This window comes from Polaribacter marinivivus (assembly GCF_042651285.1).
In the GTDB taxonomy this organism is placed as follows: Bacteria; Bacteroidota; Bacteroidia; order Flavobacteriales; family Flavobacteriaceae; genus Polaribacter; species Polaribacter marinivivus.
The window spans coordinates 750,428-771,840 of sequence record NZ_JBHSCY010000001.1 but is presented as its reverse complement, the minus strand read 5'-3'; the positions used below and the strand labels follow the sequence as shown (position 1 = coordinate 771,840).

The 21,413-nt window shown below is 28.3% G+C and carries 21 protein-coding genes and 1 tRNA gene; 13 read left to right on the top strand and 9 right to left on the bottom strand.

Annotated elements, in window-relative coordinates; genetic code table 11:
* Position 1 precedes the first annotated feature (1 nt).
* The 3 genes from ACFOWD_RS03645 to ACFOWD_RS03635 all read left to right on the top strand — a co-directional run bounded on the left by ACFOWD_RS03645 (position 2) and on the right by ACFOWD_RS03635 (position 3,676).
* Positions 2–958, top strand: coding sequence for a PorP/SprF family type IX secretion system membrane protein (locus tag ACFOWD_RS03645; protein ID WP_377408202.1), 957 nt, complete (start codon positions 2–4; stop codon positions 956–958).
* Positions 959–1,083: 125 nt separating this feature from the next.
* The gene (locus ACFOWD_RS03640; RefSeq protein WP_377408200.1) at positions 1,084–2,475 is read left to right on the top strand and encodes a DUF1800 domain-containing protein; all 1,392 of its coding nucleotides are present in this window, start codon (positions 1,084–1,086) and stop codon (positions 2,473–2,475) included.
* 10 nt (positions 2,476–2,485) lie between these two features.
* Positions 2,486–3,676 (top strand): DUF1501 domain-containing protein, encoded by a 1,191-nt coding sequence (locus tag ACFOWD_RS03635; RefSeq protein WP_377408198.1) that lies wholly within the window; start codon positions 2,486–2,488, stop codon positions 3,674–3,676.
* Positions 3,677–3,724: 48 nt separating this feature from the next.
* On the opposite strand, the gene ACFOWD_RS03630 is transcribed toward ACFOWD_RS03635, so the two are convergent.
* The 3 genes from ACFOWD_RS03630 to ACFOWD_RS03620 form a co-directional block, all read right to left on the bottom strand.
* On the bottom strand, positions 3,725–5,047 hold the full coding sequence (locus tag ACFOWD_RS03630) for a sugar MFS transporter (RefSeq protein WP_377408196.1): 1,323 nt from the start codon (positions 5,045–5,047) through the stop codon (positions 3,725–3,727).
* A gap of 218 nt (positions 5,048–5,265) precedes the next feature.
* Positions 5,266–5,339, bottom strand: a tRNA-Ile gene (locus tag ACFOWD_RS03625).
* Between the two features lie 64 nt (positions 5,340–5,403).
* A complete protein-coding gene (locus ACFOWD_RS03620) occupies positions 5,404–6,375 on the bottom strand; it encodes a polyprenyl synthetase family protein (protein ID WP_377408194.1) in 972 nt (323 codons plus the stop codon).
* Between the two features lie 127 nt (positions 6,376–6,502).
* On the opposite strand from ACFOWD_RS03620, the gene ACFOWD_RS03615 reads away from it, so the two are divergent.
* The 6 genes from ACFOWD_RS03615 to ACFOWD_RS03590 all read left to right on the top strand — a co-directional run bounded on the left by ACFOWD_RS03615 (position 6,503) and on the right by ACFOWD_RS03590 (position 14,629).
* Complete coding sequence (locus ACFOWD_RS03615; protein ID WP_377408192.1) at positions 6,503–7,099, top strand: TetR/AcrR family transcriptional regulator; 597 nt, start codon at positions 6,503–6,505, stop codon at positions 7,097–7,099.
* Between the two features lie 9 nt (positions 7,100–7,108).
* Positions 7,109–8,440: a TolC family protein gene (locus ACFOWD_RS03610; protein WP_377408190.1), complete on the top strand. Its 1,332-nt coding sequence runs from the start codon at positions 7,109–7,111 to the stop codon at positions 8,438–8,440.
* A gap of 11 nt (positions 8,441–8,451) precedes the next feature.
* On the top strand, positions 8,452–9,621 hold the full coding sequence (locus ACFOWD_RS03605) for an efflux RND transporter periplasmic adaptor subunit (protein ID WP_377408188.1): 1,170 nt from the start codon (positions 8,452–8,454) through the stop codon (positions 9,619–9,621).
* An 11-nt stretch (positions 9,622–9,632) separates the two neighbouring features.
* Positions 9,633–13,148 carry an efflux RND transporter permease subunit gene (locus ACFOWD_RS03600; protein ID WP_377408187.1) on the top strand — a complete coding sequence of 1,172 codons (3,516 nt, stop codon included), beginning with the start codon at positions 9,633–9,635 and terminating at the stop codon, positions 13,146–13,148.
* 465 nt (positions 13,149–13,613) lie between these two features.
* Entirely contained in the window at positions 13,614–14,033 is a 420-nt protein-coding gene (locus tag ACFOWD_RS03595; RefSeq protein WP_377408185.1) for a hypothetical protein, read from the top strand.
* A 125-nt stretch (positions 14,034–14,158) separates the two neighbouring features.
* Entirely contained in the window at positions 14,159–14,629 is a 471-nt protein-coding gene (locus tag ACFOWD_RS03590; RefSeq protein WP_377408183.1) for a regulatory protein RecX, read from the top strand.
* Here the strand turns inward: ACFOWD_RS03590 and ACFOWD_RS03585 are convergent.
* Together ACFOWD_RS03585 and ACFOWD_RS03580 are read right to left on the bottom strand one after the other, a co-directional pair.
* The gene (locus tag ACFOWD_RS03585) at positions 14,619–15,143 is read right to left on the bottom strand and encodes a nuclear transport factor 2 family protein (RefSeq protein WP_377408181.1); all 525 of its coding nucleotides are present in this window, start codon (positions 15,141–15,143) and stop codon (positions 14,619–14,621) included. The two genes, ACFOWD_RS03590 and ACFOWD_RS03585, sit on opposite strands and share 11 nt — an antisense overlap.
* Positions 15,140–15,757, bottom strand: a complete 618-nt coding sequence (locus ACFOWD_RS03580; RefSeq protein ID WP_377408179.1) for a hypothetical protein — start codon at positions 15,755–15,757, stop codon at positions 15,140–15,142. Before ACFOWD_RS03580 ends, ACFOWD_RS03585 begins: the two co-directional genes overlap by 4 nt.
* A gap of 165 nt (positions 15,758–15,922) precedes the next feature.
* On the opposite strand from ACFOWD_RS03580, the gene ACFOWD_RS03575 reads away from it, so the two are divergent.
* The 4 genes from ACFOWD_RS03575 to ACFOWD_RS03560 all read left to right on the top strand — a co-directional run bounded on the left by ACFOWD_RS03575 (position 15,923) and on the right by ACFOWD_RS03560 (position 19,056).
* On the top strand, positions 15,923–16,864 hold the full coding sequence (locus ACFOWD_RS03575; RefSeq protein WP_298990694.1) for an NAD-dependent epimerase/dehydratase family protein: 942 nt from the start codon (positions 15,923–15,925) through the stop codon (positions 16,862–16,864).
* A gap of 67 nt (positions 16,865–16,931) precedes the next feature.
* Positions 16,932–17,531, top strand: coding sequence for a thioredoxin family protein (locus tag ACFOWD_RS03570; RefSeq protein WP_377408177.1), 600 nt, complete (start codon positions 16,932–16,934; stop codon positions 17,529–17,531).
* A gap of 103 nt (positions 17,532–17,634) precedes the next feature.
* Entirely contained in the window at positions 17,635–18,117 is a 483-nt protein-coding gene (locus ACFOWD_RS03565; protein ID WP_298990690.1) for an ABC transporter ATPase, read from the top strand.
* Positions 18,118–18,123: 6 nt separating this feature from the next.
* Positions 18,124–19,056, top strand: coding sequence for an ABC transporter ATP-binding protein (locus ACFOWD_RS03560; protein WP_377408175.1), 933 nt, complete (start codon positions 18,124–18,126; stop codon positions 19,054–19,056).
* Between the two features lie 176 nt (positions 19,057–19,232).
* Here the strand turns inward: ACFOWD_RS03560 and ACFOWD_RS03555 are convergent, their stop codons facing one another.
* Genes ACFOWD_RS03555 through ACFOWD_RS03540 form a run of 4 tightly spaced genes read right to left on the bottom strand, consistent with a single transcriptional unit; the run spans position 19,233 to position 21,411 of the window.
* On the bottom strand, positions 19,233–20,111 hold the full coding sequence (locus ACFOWD_RS03555; protein ID WP_377408173.1) for an AraC family transcriptional regulator: 879 nt from the start codon (positions 20,109–20,111) through the stop codon (positions 19,233–19,235).
* 34 nt (positions 20,112–20,145) lie between these two features.
* Positions 20,146–20,595, bottom strand: a complete 450-nt coding sequence (locus ACFOWD_RS03550) for a 3-oxoacyl-ACP synthase (RefSeq protein ID WP_377408171.1) — start codon at positions 20,593–20,595, stop codon at positions 20,146–20,148.
* Positions 20,585–21,160: a 4'-phosphopantetheinyl transferase family protein gene (locus tag ACFOWD_RS03545; protein ID WP_298990682.1), complete on the bottom strand. Its 576-nt coding sequence runs from the start codon at positions 21,158–21,160 to the stop codon at positions 20,585–20,587. Before ACFOWD_RS03545 ends, ACFOWD_RS03550 begins: the two co-directional genes overlap by 11 nt.
* A 2-nt stretch (positions 21,161–21,162) precedes the next feature.
* Positions 21,163–21,411 carry an acyl carrier protein gene (locus tag ACFOWD_RS03540; RefSeq protein WP_377408169.1) on the bottom strand — a complete coding sequence of 83 codons (249 nt, stop codon included), beginning with the start codon at positions 21,409–21,411 and terminating at the stop codon, positions 21,163–21,165.
* Positions 21,412–21,413: the final 2 nt, after the last annotated feature.

Sequence of the window (21,413 nt, the reverse complement as noted above, 5' to 3'; positions counted from 1 at the left end):
CATGAAAAAAATATATATCTTAATTATAACAGTACTTTTTAGCTTAAATACTAACGCACAAGAAGTAAATTTACCTCAATATTTAAATTATTTAGGAGACAACCCTTTTGTAATTACACCTGCATATGTAGGCATTGGTTCTGGTATGCGTCTTCGTTTAAATGGTTTAACTCAATGGGTGGGTATTAAAAATGCACCACAAACCCAATCTTTATCTATAGAAAGTAGATTAGGAGATAGGTTTGGTGGTGGCCTTGTCATCTTTAAAGATGCCAATGGTAACACCTCTCAACAAGGATTAAAAGCTACATTTGCAAGTCATTTAATTTTAAGTGAAGTGAATCAGAGTTTTTTTTCATTTGGTTTTACCTACAGCTTGGTAATGTTTAATATAGATGCATCCACTTTCGATGATTTAGATGTAGGATTAAATAATCTGCTTAATTTTAATTCTTCAAATTTCGATGTAAGTTTTCTTTATCGTTTTAATGATTATGGAGTAAGTTTCAATGTATCTAATTTACTAGATAAAAAAGACCGTTTTTTTTCTAATGGTGAGCCTGTAATTTTAAGAAGATACTCACTATATAATTATTATGTGTTTACGCGTTTTTATGGCGATTATGAAATTGAACCTTCAATTTTAGTTGAATATTTTGAAGGAGACCAAAGGTCTAGAACAGACTTAAACTTAAAAGTTAGAAAAAGAACTTCTAGTGGATATATTTGGGCAGGATTTACTTATAATTTCTTAAATGATCAGTTGTTAAACCCTAATACTATTGCACCTTTAATTGGTCTTAAATCAGGAAACTTGTATGCGTCTTATGGTTTTGGTATTAATATAAATAACACTCAGAGTTTTAATGTGGGGTCACATATGATAACTCTTGGATACGACTTTATGAAGAGAGAAAGTCTGGCAAGATGTACACAAAAATATTACATGTTTCAATAAAAAGATATAACGTTATTATATTGGATATTTAAAATTACTGTTTTGATAATCAAAATGTTTTATATTTAGATTATTATAAGTTAAACTTTATAAAAGTTTACTGGTCTAAGAATAAACTTAATTTGATGAAGCAAAAGCATATTCAACATTTATATTGGAGAGCTGGTTTTGGAGTTGATTTTAAAAATGAAGAAAAACTTCAAAAAAAAACAAAATCTAAAATAGTCTCTAAGCTCTTTTCTGAATCAAAAGAATTTATTCCTTTAGAATTAGATCTATCTGATATAGCTATCTATAAAAATAAAAATTATAAAGAGCTTAAAAGTCAGTATTCAAAAAAAGAATTGGTAGAGATTCAAAAAAATATACGATTAAAACTAAGAGATTTAAATAGTATATGGATAGAAAGACTTACGAATTCAAATCAGCAATTAAGAGAAAAAATGACACTCTTTTGGGCAAATGTTTTTGTTTGTAGAGATAATAATATTTTTCATATTCAACAATACAATAACACCTTAAGACAACATGCACTAGGTAATTTTGGCGATTTTGTAAAAGCAATAGCCAAAGAGCCATCTATGAGTAAATACCTAAATAATAGGCAAAATATTAAGAGAAGTCCAAATGAAAATTTTGCTAGAGAACTTATGGAACTTTTTACATTAGGTATAGGTAATTACACAGAACAAGACATTAAAGAATCTGCTAGAGCTTTTACTGGGTGGTCTTTTAAAGAAAATGGTGCGTTTTTTTTAAGAAAAAAGCATCATGATTATGGAGTTAAAACTTTCTTTAATAAAACAGGTGAGTTTGGTGGCGATGATATTATTGATATAATTCTAGAACAAAGACAATGTGCTAAATTTATTTGTACAAAAATCTATACGTATTTTGTAAATCCTACAGTAGATGAAAATAGATTAGAAGAAATAACATCTATTTTTTATAAAGATTACAATATTGCAAAACTTATGAAATACATTTTTAAATCTAAATGGTTTTATAATGAATCTAATATTGGTGTAAAAATAAAATCTCCCATAGAATTATTGGTTGGTATACAAAAAGTAGTGCCATTACAATTCGAAAAACCTAAGCAATTAAACTATTTACAAAAAATGATGGGGCAAATATTATTGTTCCCAGAAAATGTTGCAGGTTGGAAAGGTGGTAAATCATGGATAGATGCAAACTCATTAATGTTTAGATTAAAATTAGCTGCTTTATTACTAAATAAAGCTGTTATTAATTTAGAAGAAAAAGGTGAATTTGAAGATAGTTTTGAAAAGTATTATCAAAAAACAAAAAATAGAAATAGGTTTATAAAAACTACAGTTAATTGGGTTTCTTTTGATAAAATGTATCAAAACTCAAGCACAAATGATTTGATTAATAATTTAATTGTCTCCAAAATAGATGAAGATACATATAGTTATTTAAAAAGTTTACAAGTAAACTCTAATAGGAACTTTTGCGTACAATTAATGTCAATACCAGAATACCAACTTTGTTAAACTAAAAGTTATGGATAGAAGAGATTTTTTAAAACAAAGTAGCTTAGCTAGTAGCTTATTTTTTGTGCCAAATTTTGTAAAAAATATAGAATATTTATCCTCACAAAAAATTAATAATAAAAAACTAGTTATTATTCAATTATCTGGTGGTAATGATGGCTTAAACACTATAATACCTTATACAAATGATATTTATTACAGAAGTAGACCAAAATTATCTATCAAAAAAAATAATCTTTTAAAGGTAACAGATTACTTAGGGTTTCATGAAAGTTTACAGCCTTTAAAAAACCTATATGATCAAGGGTATTTATCAATAATTAATAATGTTGGTTATCCAAACCCAAACAGATCGCATTTTAGATCTACAGATATATGGCAAACAGCAAGTGGTTCAAAAGAACATTTAACTTCAGGTTGGGTAGGTCGTTTTTTAGAGCAATACAATAACAACCCTTATGCAGCTATTGAGTTAGATGATAGTTTATCACTAATAATGAAAGGAGAAAAAAAGAATGGTATAGCTACAAAAAATGCAAGAATTTTATATCATAATACAAATACACCATTTTTCTCTAAAATATTAAAAAATCAAACAGAAGAGCACTTAAGTGAACATAATTTGGGTTACTTATACAAAACTATGATAGATGCTAAATCTTCTGCTAAATATATTAATGAAACTACTAAGACCTATAAAACTTCTCAAGAGTACCCAAATAATGCTTTTTGTAATCAATTAAAAACAACTGCAGAGTTTATAAATTCAAATTTAGACACCAAGGTTTATTATATTTCTATGGGAGGTTTCGATACTCATGTAAATCAAAACATAAGACATAAAAAATTGTTAGAAGTTTATAGCTCTGCCATCGAAGTTTTTATAAATGATTTAAAAAAGAACGATACTTTTAAAGATACTTTAATACTAACTTTCTCAGAGTTTGGTAGAAGAGTTAAACAAAATGCAGCTGGAGGTACAGATCATGGAGCTGCAAATAATGTTTTTATAATGGGCGAAAATTTAAATAAAAAAGGGTTTTATAATGAAGCTCCTAATCTATCTAACTTAGATAAAAATGGTGATTTAATATATCAAATAGACTTTAGAGAAATATATGCTACTATTTTAAATAATTGGTTAAATGTTAATGAAAACACAATTTTAAATAACTCATTTAATAAACTTAATTTTATTTAATTAAAGTTTTAAAAGGTTTTTTATCTTTTACTTTAGTTTTAATATTGATTATGAATCTATACTCTTTAAACCTACTTTATGTCCCCAAAAAGCATAATAGAAAATAATTAAATAGCAAGGTAGTAAAATCCAATAACCAAATGAGGCAGCTTCTGCCATTGCTGTAGCTTCGTTTAAACCACTTACTATTAAACTCTCTTTTTTATGGTCTACCAAAGCTCCATATAATGGAGGAATAATTGCACCACCAGAAATAGCCATAATTAAGAGTGCTGATGCTGTTTTGGTAAATTTACCTAATCCTGTTAATGCCAATGGCCAAATAGCTGGCCAAACCAAAGCATTTGCAATACCTAAAGCTGCAACAAATAAAACTGAGGTATACCCAGAAGTAAAAATAATACAGAAAGATAAAGCAATACCTAAAATAGCACTCGCTTTTAAAGCAAAAGCTTGACTAATATATTTTGGAATTAAAAATACGCCTAATGCATAAGTTGCAACCATAGCCATCAATGTAAACAATGTAAAAAACTTAGCTTGTTCTACAGGTATTTCTAAAGATATGCCATATGCAATAATGGTATCTCCAGCAACAACCTCAACACCTACATAAACAAATAATGCTAACACACCTAACCATAAATGTGGAAATTGAAAAATACTGTTTTTTGTTTTTTCACTAGAAGTAGTTTCTTCTATTGGAGCAGCCTCTACATGTGGCAAAGGTGCTTTTCTTATTAAAATTCCGAGTATAAATAAGACTACAGCCATGGCTATGTAAGGAGTGATAACACTATCAGCCATTGTATTTAATAAGCCCGCTTTTTCAACTGCATCTACATTAGATAATTTATCTTTTATTTCATCTATACCAGATAAAAGAATAGCACCAAATATAACAGAACCTAAAGCACCAGCTACTTTATTAGCAATACCCATTATTGCTATACGTTTTGCTGCACTTTCTATAGGCCCTAAAATAGTGATATAAGGATTAGATGCTGTTTGTAATAAAGTCATACCAGCACCTTGTATAAATATTGCTGCTAAAAACATCCAATATGTTCTTGCGTTTGCAGCAGGTATAAAAACCAAAGCACCAATTGCCATGATTATTAACCCTAATGACATTCCTTTTCTATACCCTATTTTATTGATGATAGATGAGGCAGGTAAAGCCATGACAACAAATGATATGTAAGATGCTGATGCTACTAAATAAGACTCAGCATCAGTTAGTTCGTTTATGGTTTTCATAAAAGGGATTAATGCTCCATTAATCCATGTAACAAAACCAAATATAAAAAATAGGCCAGCAATAATGATAATAGGTACTAAAGTGCTGTTTTTTTGTGTATCTGTTGACATATATTTGGTATTGATTTATATTTATTTTAGCTCCAAATGACTTTTAAAAAAGTGCCCTTCCCTTATAAGTTGATGAGATGTAAATATATAAAATATCACTGATTGTAAGTTAATTTAAATAAAAACCCTGTTGGATAAGTTTAGTTCTGCTTTTATAAATTTGAAACTAAAAAAAGCCTTAACAACTTATTATAAATAAGAGTTAAGGCTTTTAGTTGTGGTCCCACATGGACTCGAACCATGGACCACCTGATTATGAGTCAGGTGCTCTAACCAACTGAGCTATAGGACCTATAATTTTGGTTTGCAAATGTACTATTTATTTTAAATTATTTGCAAATTAATTTAAAGAATAATTAAACTGTTCTATTCATTAACCAAGTACCAAAGTTTTTTAATTTATCTTTATTTTCTTGACTAATCCTCATTTTATCTAAAGTATCAAAAGCTTTTTGTGTATAACTCTTTATTTCTTCTGATATTAATAAAGGTATATCAAATATTTGAAAAATACGAGTAACCTCTGTTACTTTAATAGTATTGTCTTTTCGTTTTCTTTTATAGAAATACTTTAATTTTTTGGCAGTTTCTTTATCTGCAACTTCTAAAGCTTTTAAATATAAAAATGTTTTCTTGTTTTCTATAATATCTCCACCTACTTGTTTGCCAAAAGTCTCTGGGTCTCCAAAAGTATCTAAATAATCATCTTGTAATTGAAACGCCAAACCTAGGTTTAATCCAAAATCATAAATTAAACCTGCATTTTCATCATTAGTCTTTGCAACAATAGCACCCATTTTTAAGGCTGCTGCAACCAATACAGATGTTTTTAAACGAATCATATTCATGTATTCATCAATACTTACATTTTTTCTAGTTTCAAAATCAACATCTAACTGTTGGCCATCGCAAACCTCTAGAGCTGTTTTACTAAATAGCTTTGCTAATTTTTGAAAAACCTCTGGTTCGTAGTTTTCAAAATATTGATATGCTAAAATTAGCATAGCATCTCCAGATAAAATACCTGTGCTAGTATCCCACTTTTCATGAACCGTTTCTTTACCTCTTCTTAAAGGTGCATCATCCATTATATCATCATGCACTAAAGTAAAATTATGAAAAACCTCAACAGCTAAAGCAGCTGGTAACGCTTTCTTAAATTCTCCAGAAAAAATATCTGCAGCCATAAGCGTTAAAATAGGACGCATACGCTTACCTCCTAATTGCAAAATATAATCAATTGGTTCGTATAAATTTTTTGGTTCACGAACCCATTCTTTTGATTCTAAATAAGAAAGAAACTCTTTTTGATAATGTAAAATATCCAAAACTGAAATTTTTTGTAAAAATAATGTAAAGAAATGCTTCTTTTTTATGTAAATGTTAAAAAATGTTTAAAACTTTGGAAACTATTTTTGTTTCTAAAGTTTCCGTTTGTATTTTTGCATTCAAATTATGGAACAAAAAATAGTAGAAAAATCAACTGAGTTGTTTTTAAATCTTGGATTTAAAAGCGTTACTATGGACGAAATAGCAAGTGCTCTTGGTGTTTCTAAAAAAACGATTTATAAATATTTTAATAACAAAACAGATTTGGTAAATGCTGTTACCAATCATGTTTTCGATTCAATTTCTTGTGGAATAGACCATATATGTCATTTAAATATGAATCCTATTGATGAGCTTTTTTCAATAAAAAGATTTGTGATGGAGCATTTAAAAGACGAAAAATCTTCTCCTCAATATCAACTACAAAAATACTACCCAAAGATTTTTTTGTCTTTAAAGAAAAAACAATTCGAAGTAATGCAAGAATGTGTTATTGATAATTTAAAAAAAGGAATTGAATTAGGATTGTATAGACCAAATATAGATTTAGAATTTATCTCTAGAATATATTTTAACGGTCTTATAGGCATAAAAGATAATGATATGTTTCCGCTTAAAAATTATTCAATGAAAACACTTCTTAACTTTTATTACGAATATCATTTAAGAGGAATCTGTACAGCAAAAGGAATAAATCAATTAGAAAATCAACTTGAAAAATAGAATTATAATATGAAAAAATTAGGCTTTCTCTTTTTTCTGTTTGCATTTGTAATGAATACTAATGCTCAAGAAAAAACCATGCAGCTATCTCTAAGGCAAGCAATAGAATTTGCTTTAGAAAATAGTTACAACGCAAAAGTTGCCATTAATGATATAGAATCTGCAAAGAAAAAAGTTTGGGAAACTACAACAATTGGTTTACCTCAAATAAATGGAGCTGTAGATTATCAAAACTTTTTAAAACAACCTATTACTGTAGCAGATATAAATGGTGATGGAGTAAATGAAGAGTTTGTTTTTGGTACAAAACAAAACATGAATGTTGCTGTAACTCTAAGGCAATTGTTATTTGACGGTTCTTATCTTGTAGGGTTACAAGCTTCTAAAACATTTTTAAAAATATCTGAACAAGCACAACAAAAAACAGAATATATAACAAGAGAAGCTGTAATAAATGCTTATGGTAATGTATTACTTACAGAAAGTACAATTACAGTTTTAGAAAGCAACATTAAAATTCTTCAAAAAAATTATAATGATGCTAAAAAAATATTCGAAAATGGTTTAAATGAAGAAGAAGATGTAGAACAGTTAGAAATTACTTTAAGTAGTTTAAAAAATCAATTAAATAATTTTAAAAGATTAGAAACTATAGCTTATCGATTTTTAAACCTTGCTTTAGGAAACCCAATTGAAGTTAATTTAGTTTTAACAGATACTCTAGATTCTCTTGCAGAACAAAATATCAATCTAAATCTTATTTCAAAAAGTTTTATGGTAGACAATCATATAGACTATAAAATTGCAGAAAATGATAGAGAAACAAAGCGTTTAATGGTAAAACTAGAAAAGAGTAAAAATTTACCTACTTTAAATGCATTCGTTAATTACGGTACGCAAGCTTTTTCTAACGAGTTTACTTTTTTTGATAGCGATCAACGTTGGTTTCAATCTTCACTTTTAGGTGTAAGTTTAAACGTGCCTATTTTTAGTAGTTTTGGTAGAAAAGCAAAAACTGCACAAGCTAAAATAGACTTAGAAAATTCTGATATTCGTTTAGAAGAAACTAAACAGAAACTTAAACTACAAGTAGAAAGTGCTAAAAATGATTATCAATTTAGTGTAGAAAGCTATCAAACAGCAAAGAAAAACGTAGACCTTGCTGAACGAATAGAAAAGAAACAACGTATTAAATTTTTCGAAGGTCTTTCTTCTAGTTTCGATTTATTACAAGCACAAAATCAATTATACAGCCAGCAACAAAATTATTTGCAATCTATGTTAGATGTAATTGCTAAAAAAGCAGCTTTAGAAAACGCATTAAATATTCCAATTAAATAAACTAATCAGCAATGAAAAAAATATATTCAATATTCGCCATTATTCTTGTTTTATCTTCTTGTGAAGGTCAAAAAGAACAATCTTTAAGTGATGTTATCGCCAGTAAAGATTTAGCTCAAATTCGTGCAAAAAAATCTGAACTAGATAATAAAATGCAACAAATTTCTGCAGAAATTAAGTTATTAAATACAGAAATCGAAATATTAGACACTTTAAAAAGAGTGCCTTTAGTAACAGCTATAAAACTTAAAAATGAAGTATTCACACATTTTTTAGAATTACAAGGAAATGTAACTACAAAACAAAATGTTTTAATTTATCCAGAAGTTGCAGGTACTTTAGAAAAGGTTTTTGTTAAAGAAGGTCAAAAAGTTTCAAAAGGTCAAGCTTTAGGAAAAATAGATAATGGTGGTTTAGAACAACAAGTTGCTCAATTAGAAGCAACTACTGCTTTAGCTAAAACAACTTTTGAACGTCAAAAAAGATTGTGGGATGAAAAAATTGGTTCAGAAATTCAGTATTTACAAACTAAAACCAATTATGAAGCGAGTAAAAACCAATTAGCGCAACTAAAAAAGCAAATAGATAAGTTTACAATTAGAGCTCCTTTTTCTGGTGTTATCGATGATGTTATTAAAGATCAAGGTACTGTTGTTGCTCCTGGGCCAGGTGCAGAAATTTTTAGAATAGTAAACCTAAGCAATATGTTTATAGAAGCTGATATTCCAGAAAGTTATATTACAGATGTTACAATTGGTAAATATGTAGAAATAGACTTCCCTGTGTTAGGTAAAAGTTTAGAAACTAAAGTTAGACAAACAGGTAATTTTATAAATCCTGCTAATAGAACTTTTAAGATAGAGGTTGGTGTACCAAATAACGACAGAAGCATTAAGCCTAATTTAACTGCTAAACTTAAAATAAACGATTATACAAATGCAGAAGCTATTTTAATTCCGCAAAGTATTATCTCTGAAAATGCAAATGGAGAACAATATGTATATGTAATCAAAAACTTGAATAATGATAAAGGAATTGCTACACAAACTGTAGTAAAAACAGGAAAAACTCAAGGTGATGTTATCGAAATTTTAGAAGGTGTAACTTCTGGAGATGTGTTAATTGAAGCAGGTGCTAGAAGCGTAAAAAACGGACAAGAAGTTAAAATATCTAAATCTTAATTAAAAGTAAGATGAAAAAAAATCAACAGAAAAAAACAGATAAAGAATTTAAACTTTCATCGTGGGCAATTAACAACAAAACCACTATGTATGTTGCTATATTCTTAATTCTTGTTCTTGGTATATCTGCCTATTTTAGTATGCCTAGAGAAGATTTTCCAGAAATAAAAGAAACTAAAATATACATTAGTACACTTTATCCTGGTAACACTGCAGAAGATATAGAGAAACTAATTACAGATCCATTAGAAGACCAATTAAAAGGTTTAAGTGGTGTTGTAGAAATCACCTCAACATCTCAAGAAGATTATTCTATGATTATTGTAGAATTTGATGATGATATGAATGTTGAAGTTGCCAAACAACGTGTAAAAGATAAATTAGATACAGAAAAAGCTTCTGAAGACTGGCCTACTTTTAATGGTGCAAAAGTAGACCCAAATGCTTTTGATTTAAATTTATCTGAGGAAATTCCGTTTTTAAATATTAATATTTCTGGGGATTACCCACTTCAAAAGTTAAAAGAATTTGCAGAAGATTTACAAGATGAAATAGAAGATTTATCTGAAGTTAAACAAGCAGACATTAGAGGTGTTCAAGACAAAGAAGTAGAAGTTGCTGTAGACATCTATAAAATGATGGCTATGCAAGTTAGTTTCGATGATATTACTTCTGCTATCCAAAGAGGAAATGTAACTTCTTCTGCTGGAAATTTAATTTCAAGCGGACAAAGAAGAACTATTAGAATTCTAGGTGAAATAGAAGACCCTTCAGACTTAAAAGATTTTGTTGTAAAATCAGAAAAAGGAAATTCTATCTATTTAAAAGATATAGCTACTATTTCTTTTAGAGAAAAAGATAAAACCACGTTTGCTAGAAAAGAAGGGAAACCTGTTGTAATGCTTGATGTAAAAAAGCGAGCAGGTAAAAACATGGTTGCAGCAGCAGAAGAAATTAAAACCATCGTAAATAAAGCTATTAACGAAAAATTTCCTCCAGATTTAGAAGTAGTAATTACTAACGATTTATCAGATAAAACTATTGGTCAAGTAGATGATTTAGTAAATAACATCATTTTTGGAATCATCTTAGTAGTTACTGTCTTAATGTTTTTCTTAGGCTTTAAAAATGCATTATTCGTAGGTTTTGCAATACCTATGTCTATGTTTATGTCTCTTGCAATTTTAGGAGCATTAGGGTATACCTTAAATACTATGATTCTTTTTGGATTAATTATGGGTCTAGGAATGTTAGTAGATAATGGAATTGTGGTTGTAGAAAACGTCTATCGTTTAATGGATGAAGAGGGGCTAACAAGAATTGAAGCTGCTAAAAAAGGAATTGGAGAAATTGCCTACCCAATTATTATTTCTACAGTTACAACTGTAGCTGCCTTTGTTCCTTTGGGTTTATGGCCTGGGCTTTTTGGTCAGTTTATGATTTATTTCCCAATTACACTTTCTGTAGTATTAGGTTCATCATTAGTTGTTGCTATTTTCTTTAACTCTGTTTTGGTTTCACAATTTATGACCACAGAAGATAAAGACATGCCTTTAAAAAGAATCATAATTATTTCTGCAATTGTTGGTGGTGTTGGGTTATTCATTTTAATTTTTGGTGGCGAATATAGAGGTTTAGGTTCTGTAATGGTTTTTACAGCAATTATGCTATGGGTGTATAGATTAATCTTAAGAAAAGCTGCTAATTATTTTCAAAGAAATACTTTGGTTTGGTTAGAAAATGTATATGAAAAAACATTGCAAGGCGCTTTAAAAGGATGGAGACCAGTTGTAATAACAATTGGTACATTTCTATTACTTTTTGCTGCTTTTGGAGGCTTTGGTTGGTCTGTTGGAACACAAAGAACTAAAATTGAGTTTTTCTCAGACAACAAACCTAATCAGGTTGTAGTGTATATAGAATATCCGCAAGGAACAGACATAGATGAAACTAATAAAATCACTAAAGAAATTGAAAAACGTGTATATGGCATCTTAAATCAAGAGATGTATATGGATGGAGATCATAATTTTATGGTAGAAAGTTCGGTTTCTCAAGTTGGTGAAGGTGCAGGAAACCCAAATACAGATGGTGGTTCTTCTGCAGAAATGCCTCATAAAGGTAAGATTACAGCTTCTATGCGTCAATATAAATATAGACGTGGATTAGATAGCGAAAAATTACGCCAAAAAGTACAAGAAGGTTTGGCTGGTATTTATCCTGGAGTTTTAATCTCTGTTGAAAAAGATGCAAATGGCCCTCCAACTGGTGCTCCAATTAATATAGAGTTAGAAGGTGATGATTATGAAGAATTAATTGCTACTGCAGAAAAAATGAGAGCTTACGTAAACTCTAGAAACATTGCTGAAGTAGATGAATTAAAGATAGATGTAAATAAAGACAAGCCTTCTATGAGAGTGGTTGTTGATAGACAAAAGGCTGGTGAACTTGGAGTTTCTACTGGTCAAGTGGGTCAACAATTACGAAATGCTATTTTTGGCGCAAAAGCAGGTATTTACAAAGAAGATGGTGATGATTATGATATAAATGTTCGTTTTAAAGAAGATATCAGATATAATAAAAACGCTATTTTTAATCAAAAAATAACCTTTAGAGATATGGCTTCTGGACAAGTAAGAGCCATCCCTATTTCTGCTATTGCTACGCAAAGTAATAGTTCAGGATTTAGTGCTATTAAGCATAGAGACACAAAACGAGTGGTAACTGTATATTCTCAATTAGCTCCTGGTTATGTAGATGCAGCAGCAGCTGTAAATAAGATTAAGGAAGAAATGAAGAATTTTAAAGAGCTTCCTTCTGGTATACAAATTGATTATACAGGTCAGTTAGAAGAACAAAACAAACAACAAGCCTTTTTAATGGGAGCTTTCTTTAAAGGATTAGCGTTAATATTTTTCATTTTAATTTTCCAATTTAATTCGGTTTCTAAACCAGGAATTATAATGATCGCTATCTTTTTAAGCTTCATTGGTGTGTTTGGTGGTATTGTAATTACTGGGTCTTCTTTTGTAATTATGATGACTATGATGGGTATTATTTCTTTAGCGGGTATTGTTGTAAATAATGGGGTAGTTCTCTTAGATTATACCCAATTGTTAATTGACAGAAAAAAAGAGGAACTAGATTTAGATGATAATGCTTATTTACCTAAGAAATATTTGTTAGAAAATGTTGTAAAAGCAGGTAAGGCTCGTTTAAGACCAGTTTTATTAACAGCAATAACTACTATTTTAGGATTAATTCCTTTAGCTATTGGTTTAAATATCGATTTCTTCTCATTATTTAGTGAGTTCGATCCAAAAATTTATATGGGTGGAGACAATGTTATCTTTTGGGGTCCATTAGCTTGGACTGTAATTTATGGATTGTTTGTAGCTACTTTTTTAACCTTAATTGTTGTACCTATTTTATTCTATTTAATTACTCGTTTTAAAATGTGGTTATTTAAAAAGTTAGGTAAAACTAATGCAGAAGCGCCTATACAAATTCAAGAAATAGGAGGATAAATTAATTATTTTGTTAACTAAAAAAGGGTAGTAATCATAAAAATTACTACCCTTTTTGTTTGTTAAGTAGCTACATTCTTTTTTATATTTTTCTCAAAACTTGACGCTTCTAACATTCAGCTTCTTTTTTTAGTATAAAAAAGAATAAAAAAAGAGTAATTTATAATTTTTGTTAAAGTGTTGTTTTTTAGAGGTTTAAAAAACTTCATCTCCCCATAAATGGGGAGGCTTCTTCCTATTTATGGGGAGAGAAAAATTTCACCATTTATAGGGATTGACATTTGTCTTTTTAGTAGTTAAAATTAAAAAGTAATATATGCTCCAAATTTTTAAAATCGATGAGTGTATCAACACTTAAATATTAATTACTAATTTTAAACCAGATGAAAAAGAAAGAAATTAAACTAACCAATATCTTTAAAATAAGTATTTTATTTTTTAGCATTTCTTTATTACTGTGGAATTATGAAAAATAAATATCAAAGAATTATTTTATGTTTGAGCATAGGTTTGTATCTAATCTCTTTACCACAAAAAAGCTTTTGTACTGTTGGTAATACTTGCGAATATTTTTCTGGTTTGTTACATTTAATCTTTGGATGGTTTGGTGTATTTAAATTGCATTTACCAGCATTTCCATGGTTAGCAAATCCTTTACTTTTTTTTTCTTGGTTATTCTTATTTGTAAAAAAGACAAAAATAGCTTTGGTATTAAGTGGAATAGCTTTTCTATTGATGATATCTTTTCTACTTGTAGATGAAATTATTGTAAATGATGGTAGTACAACTTCAATAGTAAATTTTTATGGTTTTGGGTATTGGCTTTGGGTATTAAGCTCTGCAATTATTCTATTTGGTTATTTATTTTTATATAAAAAGAAATAATTCATACACAACATACTATAAAAAATTGTATTTCTCTGCTATTTTAATTTTTAAATTAAAAAAACTATTTCTTATCTGCTACTTTCAATATAACAACACGTTTAGTATTTTATTAAATTTGCTTAATGCAAAACAAAGTCTTTACTGTAGATGAAATTAAGCGCAAATTAGAGCAATATTGTGTTTATCAAGACAGGTGTCATAAAGAAGTTGAGCAAAAAATGAGGGAATACAACTTAATTCCTGAAGCTAAAGAAATGATTTTATTAAGTTTACTACAAGACAATTTTTTAAATGAAGAACGTTTTGCTAAAAGTTTTGCAAGAGGAAAATTTAGAATAAAACATTGGGGTAAACAACGTATTGTAAGAGAATTAAAATTTAGAGATATTTCTAGCTACAATATTAAAACCGCACTCAAAGAGATTGATGAACAAGAGTACTTAAAAACCATTTACAGTATCACAGAAAAAAGAAATGAAGTCATTTCTGAACCAAATATTTACAAACGTAAAAGAAAACTTATCGACTTTTTAATGCGAAAAGGTTATGAAAATGAGTTAATTTATAAAACTGTAGATGAAGTTACTTCTTAAACGAACTTAGAAAAATAGAGTCCTTTTCTTGCTTAACTGCAATAACTTTTTGAATATCATCATTTGGTATTGGTACAGATAAAACGTAATGTTTTATTGCCCAAGAATTATCTTTTTTTTCTAATACTCCAGAACCTCTGCAAGTACCCATCCAAGTATTTAAAAGTTCATCAAACCAAGCAAAATTTCCTTCAGAATTTAAATAAATATTTCTTTCTAAAGTTTTAAAATCCCAAGCTTTTCCATTATCAAAATAAGGTTTACTAAAAGCTTCAAATTGTTGCTTGTTCCAATTTTCTGTGGCATCTGTACCTATAAAAACAGAAATACTATCCATTTTTGAAAAATAATTATTGTAATTGGCTTCTGTTGCAGCTAAATGCCAATCGTTTAACAAGGTATTTATTTCTTGTTTAATGGAGCTTTTATTAATTTTTATAGCTTCTTTTTTTGATAAATTACAAGAGCTCATCAATAAAATAAAACATAAAAATGTTACTATATTTTTCATCATTTCTCCTTTTTTAATTGTTCTTGTATGGGTTGTATATCTTTTTTATCCTTTTGTTTTTCTAAAATAGCTTTTTTAGAAACACTATCTATTTTAGTAGTATCTAAACCTATAAAAGAAACATCAATATCTATGGCATCTTCAAATTGCTTCTTTCTTAAAACTGTATTTATTTTTGAATTTATAGATGAAAATGCATCCATAATTTTATTGGTTTGTTCATGTACTTCATCTGCAGTAATTGCAGGTATGTAAGTCATATCTGCTAGTCGTAAAGATTCGTTATAAAGAATGTTTATCCTAGCCTCTACAGAAGGTAAACTAAACAAAGTGGGCTTTATACTATCTTTTAAAGCTTTAGAAATGGTTTTAAATTCTAAAGCATTACTCAAAATTTCATTTGCAGAACCTTTTTTAAATCTTTCTAAAAAATCTTCTGTGTTTTGTAATGTTGTCCAATCTTCGACTTCTTTTTTAAAACTTGGAATAACCATTGTAAAATCATGATGTTTTTTTACAACACTTAAAACCGAATTTTCATCATTGTTTTTAGTTACTTCTTGTACTTGTTTTTTACAAGATAAAAAAACCATTAAAATAAGTAAGCAATATCTCATTTCTACTAATTATCTTCAGTAAAAGTACTAATTTTTAAGAGAGTACATTGCTAAGTAATATTTAAAAAAACAATAAAATTTTATGAAATATTTATTATTGCGAAACAATATTGCGAAAAATAAAATTAATTACCTTTGTTCGTCAAAATTATTCAATTTATTGCAATGAATACAACTATTTTAGTGTTGGGTGCTAGTGGTCAAATTGGTACAGAACTTACCCAAAAACTTAGAGAAGTTTATGGTGAAACTAATGTAATTGCGTCAGATATTAGAGAAGGAAATGCAGAAATGATGGCTTCTGGACCTTTTGAAATTATAGATGCCACTTGTAAAGAAACCATACTTTCTGTTGTACAAAAATATAAAGTTAACCAAGTGTATTTGTTAGCTGCAATGCTATCTGCTACAGCAGAAAAGTTTCCTCAAAAAGCTTGGGATTTAAATATGAGCTCTTTATTAGCTGTTCTAGATTTAGCTAAAGAAAAACACATACAACAAGTGTATTGGCCTAGTTCTATTGCTGTTTTTGGATCATCAACTCCAAAAAACAATACACCTCAACAAACTATAATGGAGCCTTCTACTGTATATGGTATCAGTAAAATTTCTGGTGAATTTTGGTGCAATTATTACCATCAAAAATATGGCGTAGACGTAAGAAGTATACGTTACCCAGGCATAATTTCTTGGAAAACTAAACCAGGTGGAGGTACTACAGATTATGCTGTAGATATTTACTTTAAAGCTATAGAGGATAAAAAATATGAGTGTTTTTTATCTGAAAACACAAGATTGCCAATGATGTATATGCCTGATGCTGTGAATGCAACCATACAGTTAATGCAAGAAAAATCTGAAAACATTAAAATTAGAACTTCATATAACCTTTCTGCCATCGATTTTACTCCAAAAGAGATTGCTGCAGAAATTCAAAAACATGTGCCAGATTTTCAAATTACTTACAATCCAGATTTTAGACAAGCTATTGCAGATAGTTGGCCTTCATCAATAAATGATGATCATGCAAGAAAAGATTGGAACTGGAAACACAATTTTGATTTAGAAACGATGACTAAAGATATTCTTAAAAACTTAAAAAAATAGTCAAAAATCGTTGCTGTAAGAAATCTATTTTTTCTCGTCTAAATTCTTGAGTTTATCAAAATAAATTATGAAAGATATCATCAAAAAAAGTTTACAAAAAACGTACACTTACCAAGCATATAAAGATTTAGTAAAAACCTTATTATTAGAAGGTAAATCTACAGGTCCAAACCAATCTGAAGATTTAACAAATTATAGTTTGTTAAATGATAAAAGAATGAAACGTTTAGATAAAACCATTAAAATTTTTGATGACACAAAACAATTTTTAAAGACTATCAAAAGCCCTCAAACTTGGTTGGTATTAACTGAAGGTTGGTGTGGAGATGCTGCTCAAAACTTACCTGTAATACATAAAATGACAGAAGTAAATAGTAATATTAATCTACAATTAGTTTTACGTGACGAAAATTTAGAGTTAATGGATTTATTTTTAACAAACGGAGGTAGATCTATTCCAAAACTAATTGCTTTAGATAAAGACTTAAACATATTATTTACTTGGGGGCCAAGACCACAAACAGCAACAAATATGGTTTTAGACTATAAAACTAAACATGGTTCTTTAGATGCCCAATTTAAACAAGATTTACAGGTTTGGTACAATAAAGATAAAGGAGAAAGTATACAAAATGATTTTAAAGAATTAATTAATAAAAGTATTTAAAAATAATCTTAATTACTTTTTATTGAAAGTATTAAAACCGCAAAATTGATTACAATTTTGCGGTTTTTCTTTGTGTATCTTTGCAGTGCTAAATTAAAAAATAATGTTCGTAGAATACTCCACAATTTCTGATACTGCTAAAGTTTGGGTATACCCTTCTAGTAGAAAATTTTATCCTAATGAAATTGAAGAGGTAACTCAAAAAATACAATCATTTATCCAAAATTGGAAAGCAGGTGATGAAGATTTTACTGCTTCTTTTCAGTTCTTATACGATCGATTTATCGTTTTAATAGCTGATGATGAAAAGAGTGCGTTACAAAATGTAGATATAGATGCTTCTGTTGCTTTTATTTTAAAACTTCAAGAAGAGTATAATGTGCAACTTTTAGACAAAATGAATGTATGCTTTAAACAAGGTAAATATGTACAATATAAAGAACTTAAAGACTTTAAAAAATTACTGAAAAACAAAGCTGTCACTGGTAAAACAATCATTTTTGATAATTTAGTTGCTAATAATTACGACTTTAAAAACTTCTGGGAAATTCCTATTGAAGATAGTTGGTATAATAGGTTTTTGTAAAATCTTATGTTACAAGTAAAAGACATAACTTTTGAGTATTCTAAACAAAAAGTGGTTCTCAATAATTTTAGCTTTTCACTAAAAAAAGGAGAACATTTATGTGTTATGGGAGAGAGTGGATGTGGAAAATCTACTCTACTTAAAGCTATTTATGGTTTATTAGATTTACAAAAGGGATCTATTTTTTGGGAAGAAAATCAAGTTTTAGGGCCCGAGTTTAATTTAGTTCCAGGTTTTGAAAAGTTCAAGTATGTAGCTCAAGATTTTGATTTGATGCCATACATTTCTGTAGCAGAGAATATCAAAAAATTTCTATCTCGTTTTTATCCAGAAGAAAGTGAAACAAGAACACAAGAACTTCTTGAAGTTATTGATATGAAAGCTTTTGAAAAAGCTAAAGTTAAAAATTTAAGTGGAGGCCAAAAGCAAAGGGTTGCTATTGCTAGAGCCTTAGCCAAAGAACCAGATTTATTGCTATTAGACGAACCATTTAGCCAAATAGATAACTTTAAGAAAAATGGTTTAAGAAGAAAGTTATTTTCCTATTTAAAAAAGAAAAACATTGCTTGTATTGTTGCTACTCATGATAAAAATGATGCTCTTTCTTTTGCAGACAAGTTAATGGTAATTAAAAGTAATAAAATACTCACTTTTGATACTCCTCAAAAGATATACAATAATCCAAAACAAAAATATATTGCAGCTCTTTTTGATGATGTAAATTCTATTAAAATTAATGGCAAAAGCATTTTAGTTTATCCTCATCAAATAAAAATAGTAGATAAATCTACATTAACTGCAAGTGTTTTAAATTGTTATTTTAAAGGTTCTTATTGGTTAGTTGAATGTCTATGTAATGAACAAAATATTTTTCTAAATCATACAAGTTTTTTAGAAAAAGAAAAAGCTATCTGTTTAGAAATAAAAAAATCACCTTAATACATGTATTAAGGTGATTAGAACAAATTAATGACTTTTTTTAATAATGACCCCTATAATGCATTACAAAAAAAAGTCGGGGGGTATATATCTTTATATCCTAGTACAAAATTAGGTTAATAAAAACTAAAATTAAGGTAGTTTTAGGCCTAAGAAGTGTAAAAACGGGAAATAAATTACTTTTTATATCTCTTTTTGTAGGATTCTGGAGTAAAGCTTGTGTTTTTCTTAAAATATTTAAAAAAATTTGTAGGATCCTTAAAACCAAGTTTATAGGCTATTTCTTTAACTGATAAGCTAGAGTGTAACAAATCTTTTTTAGCTTTAATAATAATAACATCATCTATAAAAGATTTAGCACTTTTATTAGCTACATAGTTTACAATTGAATTTAATTTTTTTGACGAAAAACCTAATTTTTCTGAGTAAAAATTTACTTTTTTAGAGTTATTAAACTCCTTCTCTAAAAGATTTTGAAACTTTATAAATTCTTTTAAATAATTTGTTAATTGTACTTTATTTATCCCTTTTGTTTTAACCCTATGTATTAATGTAATTAAAATATGTAAAGAGCTTCTTATTATTTTTAAAGAGTAACTGTCTGATAATCTACTATTTTCATCTTCAATCTCTTTTATAATTTTTAAAGCTTTTTCAAATTCTTTTTTTTCTAATTGTGTTTTTGGTGATGCTAACAACTCATTAAACATCTGTAAAGTGCTAGAAACTTCTTCATCATTCAAAAATCTATTTAAAAACTCCTCGTTAAAAAAAAGCAAATATCCTTTTACATTTTTATTGATATGAAATCTTTGAAATTGATCTTTTCTAATGGCTAAAACTGTGCCTTTAGAATAATAATAATCTTTATAGTCTATGGTATGTCTTCCAATGTCTTCTGTTACTAAAAAAATAGTGTAAAAATCTACCTTTTGATTTTTGTTTAACGTGTCTTTGCCAACATCATTAAAAAAATCTTCAACTTTTAAGATGTTGAAATCAGATACTAAAAATTTTGGGCTATAGTTAGCGAATAAAGATATAGGTTGCTTCATTATGGGGGAGTTTAAGCATCATAAAAGTACAAAATTATTTTATAGATAACAATTTTATATTTTTTGAGTTAAACATAACTTGCTCATTTACTGATTTTCCTAATAACAATTTACCAATAGGAGAAGATACTGAAACTGCAAAATACAATTCATTATCTACTTTCAATTGTCCTGCAGAAACAGATAGAAAATAATTTCCTGTATTTGTTTTTACAAGACTTCCTAAATGAGCATTTGTTGATTTATTTGTCACATCAATTTTTGCTAAAGTTTCTTTCATTTGTTGAATATTAGCTAATTGTTGACCAGCTTTTTCCATTTCTAATTGCAACATAGCTCTACCTGTTTCATGTTTATCTCCTGCAGAACTTTTTGTTTCTGATTGCAAAGCAGCCTGATTAGAAGAAATAGTTTCCTCAATGTTTTGTAAACGGTTATTTACAAATTTGTGACATTTTTTTAGTAGTTCTTCTTTAATATTCATTCAACATAAATACATATGCTCCATAGTTTCCATGATGAGAAATTGAGCAAGATTTTGTTAGTAATTTTTCTTTTTGATAAAATTGAGGAGCACCAATATTTGTTTTTCTTTTTACAATTTCTTGTGCCAAAATTCCTGTTTTTTCTTCAAGCCTTTTTTTTAAGTATTTAGCAACAAAGTTTGGGTTTCCTATACCTGCATACATTCTTATTTCAGAATTATTCTCTATGAAAATATCTTCTGCTGTTGTATGAATGTAAAATGTAGTTAAATCACTTGAAGTATAAAATGGTAATTCTTTAAAAATTACAACTCCTGTATCTTCTGAAGTTAGACTACATTCAAATTTTTGTGGAGCAAAAAACCTTTTTTCAAACTTTTGAGTATAACACTTATAAGCTGCTTCTTTCATAGACCAAAACAACCAAACTTTTAAAAAAGGATTTTCAGCAGCTAAAATTTCTCTTCTTTCTTTTGTTGTGAACTGCTTGTCTAAAAACCCCTTTCTCTGCCAATTACTTTCTTTAGAGGCGAGGTTTAAATCAACAATGTCATTACCAACCATTATTAAGCTAGTTTTGCTTCAATAATTTCCATTGCAGCTTTTACAGATAGCATTTTTTCCATAGAATCGTTGTCAATTTCTATATCAAATTCGTCTTCTACATCTAATACCACATCTACTAAATTGGCTGAGTTTATTTTTAAATCATAAATAAAATCAGTGTCTTCTGTTAAGTTATTGAAAGCTTCTTCATCTTGAATATATGGCTTTACAATTACTTTTAATTTGCTAATTAGTTCTTCTCTATTCATAT

Coding starts and splice junctions, on each gene's coding strand:
- ACFOWD_RS03635 (WP_377408198.1), top strand. CDS start 2,486: ATGGATAGAAGAGATTTTTTAAAACAAAGTAGCTTAGCTAGTAGCTTA.
- ACFOWD_RS03605 (WP_377408188.1), top strand. CDS start 8,452: ATGAAAAAAATATATTCAATATTCGCCATTATTCTTGTTTTATCTTCT.
- ACFOWD_RS03615 (WP_377408192.1), top strand. CDS start 6,503: ATGGAACAAAAAATAGTAGAAAAATCAACTGAGTTGTTTTTAAATCTT.
- ACFOWD_RS03565 (WP_298990690.1), top strand. CDS start 17,635: ATGTTCGTAGAATACTCCACAATTTCTGATACTGCTAAAGTTTGGGTA.
- ACFOWD_RS03585 (WP_377408181.1), bottom strand. CDS start 15,143: ATGATGAAAAATATAGTAACATTTTTATGTTTTATTTTATTGATGAGC.
- ACFOWD_RS03600 (WP_377408187.1), top strand. CDS start 9,633: ATGAAAAAAAATCAACAGAAAAAAACAGATAAAGAATTTAAACTTTCA.
- ACFOWD_RS03640 (WP_377408200.1), top strand. CDS start 1,084: ATGAAGCAAAAGCATATTCAACATTTATATTGGAGAGCTGGTTTTGGA.
- ACFOWD_RS03575 (WP_298990694.1), top strand. CDS start 15,923: ATGAATACAACTATTTTAGTGTTGGGTGCTAGTGGTCAAATTGGTACA.
- ACFOWD_RS03550 (WP_377408171.1), bottom strand. CDS start 20,595: ATGAATATTAAAGAAGAACTACTAAAAAAATGTCACAAATTTGTAAAT.
- ACFOWD_RS03560 (WP_377408175.1), top strand. CDS start 18,124: ATGTTACAAGTAAAAGACATAACTTTTGAGTATTCTAAACAAAAAGTG.
- ACFOWD_RS03630 (WP_377408196.1), bottom strand. CDS start 5,047: ATGTCAACAGATACACAAAAAAACAGCACTTTAGTACCTATTATCATT.
- ACFOWD_RS03540 (WP_377408169.1), bottom strand. CDS start 21,411: ATGAATAGAGAAGAACTAATTAGCAAATTAAAAGTAATTGTAAAGCCA.
- ACFOWD_RS03610 (WP_377408190.1), top strand. CDS start 7,109: ATGAAAAAATTAGGCTTTCTCTTTTTTCTGTTTGCATTTGTAATGAAT.
- ACFOWD_RS03645 (WP_377408202.1), top strand. CDS start 2: ATGAAAAAAATATATATCTTAATTATAACAGTACTTTTTAGCTTAAAT.
- ACFOWD_RS03570 (WP_377408177.1), top strand. CDS start 16,932: ATGAAAGATATCATCAAAAAAAGTTTACAAAAAACGTACACTTACCAA.
- ACFOWD_RS03555 (WP_377408173.1), bottom strand. CDS start 20,111: ATGAAGCAACCTATATCTTTATTCGCTAACTATAGCCCAAAATTTTTA.
- ACFOWD_RS03595 (WP_377408185.1), top strand. CDS start 13,614: ATGAAAAATAAATATCAAAGAATTATTTTATGTTTGAGCATAGGTTTG.
- ACFOWD_RS03580 (WP_377408179.1), bottom strand. CDS start 15,757: ATGAGATATTGCTTACTTATTTTAATGGTTTTTTTATCTTGTAAAAAA.
- ACFOWD_RS03545 (WP_298990682.1), bottom strand. CDS start 21,160: ATGGTTGGTAATGACATTGTTGATTTAAACCTCGCCTCTAAAGAAAGT.
- ACFOWD_RS03590 (WP_377408183.1), top strand. CDS start 14,159: ATGCAAAACAAAGTCTTTACTGTAGATGAAATTAAGCGCAAATTAGAG.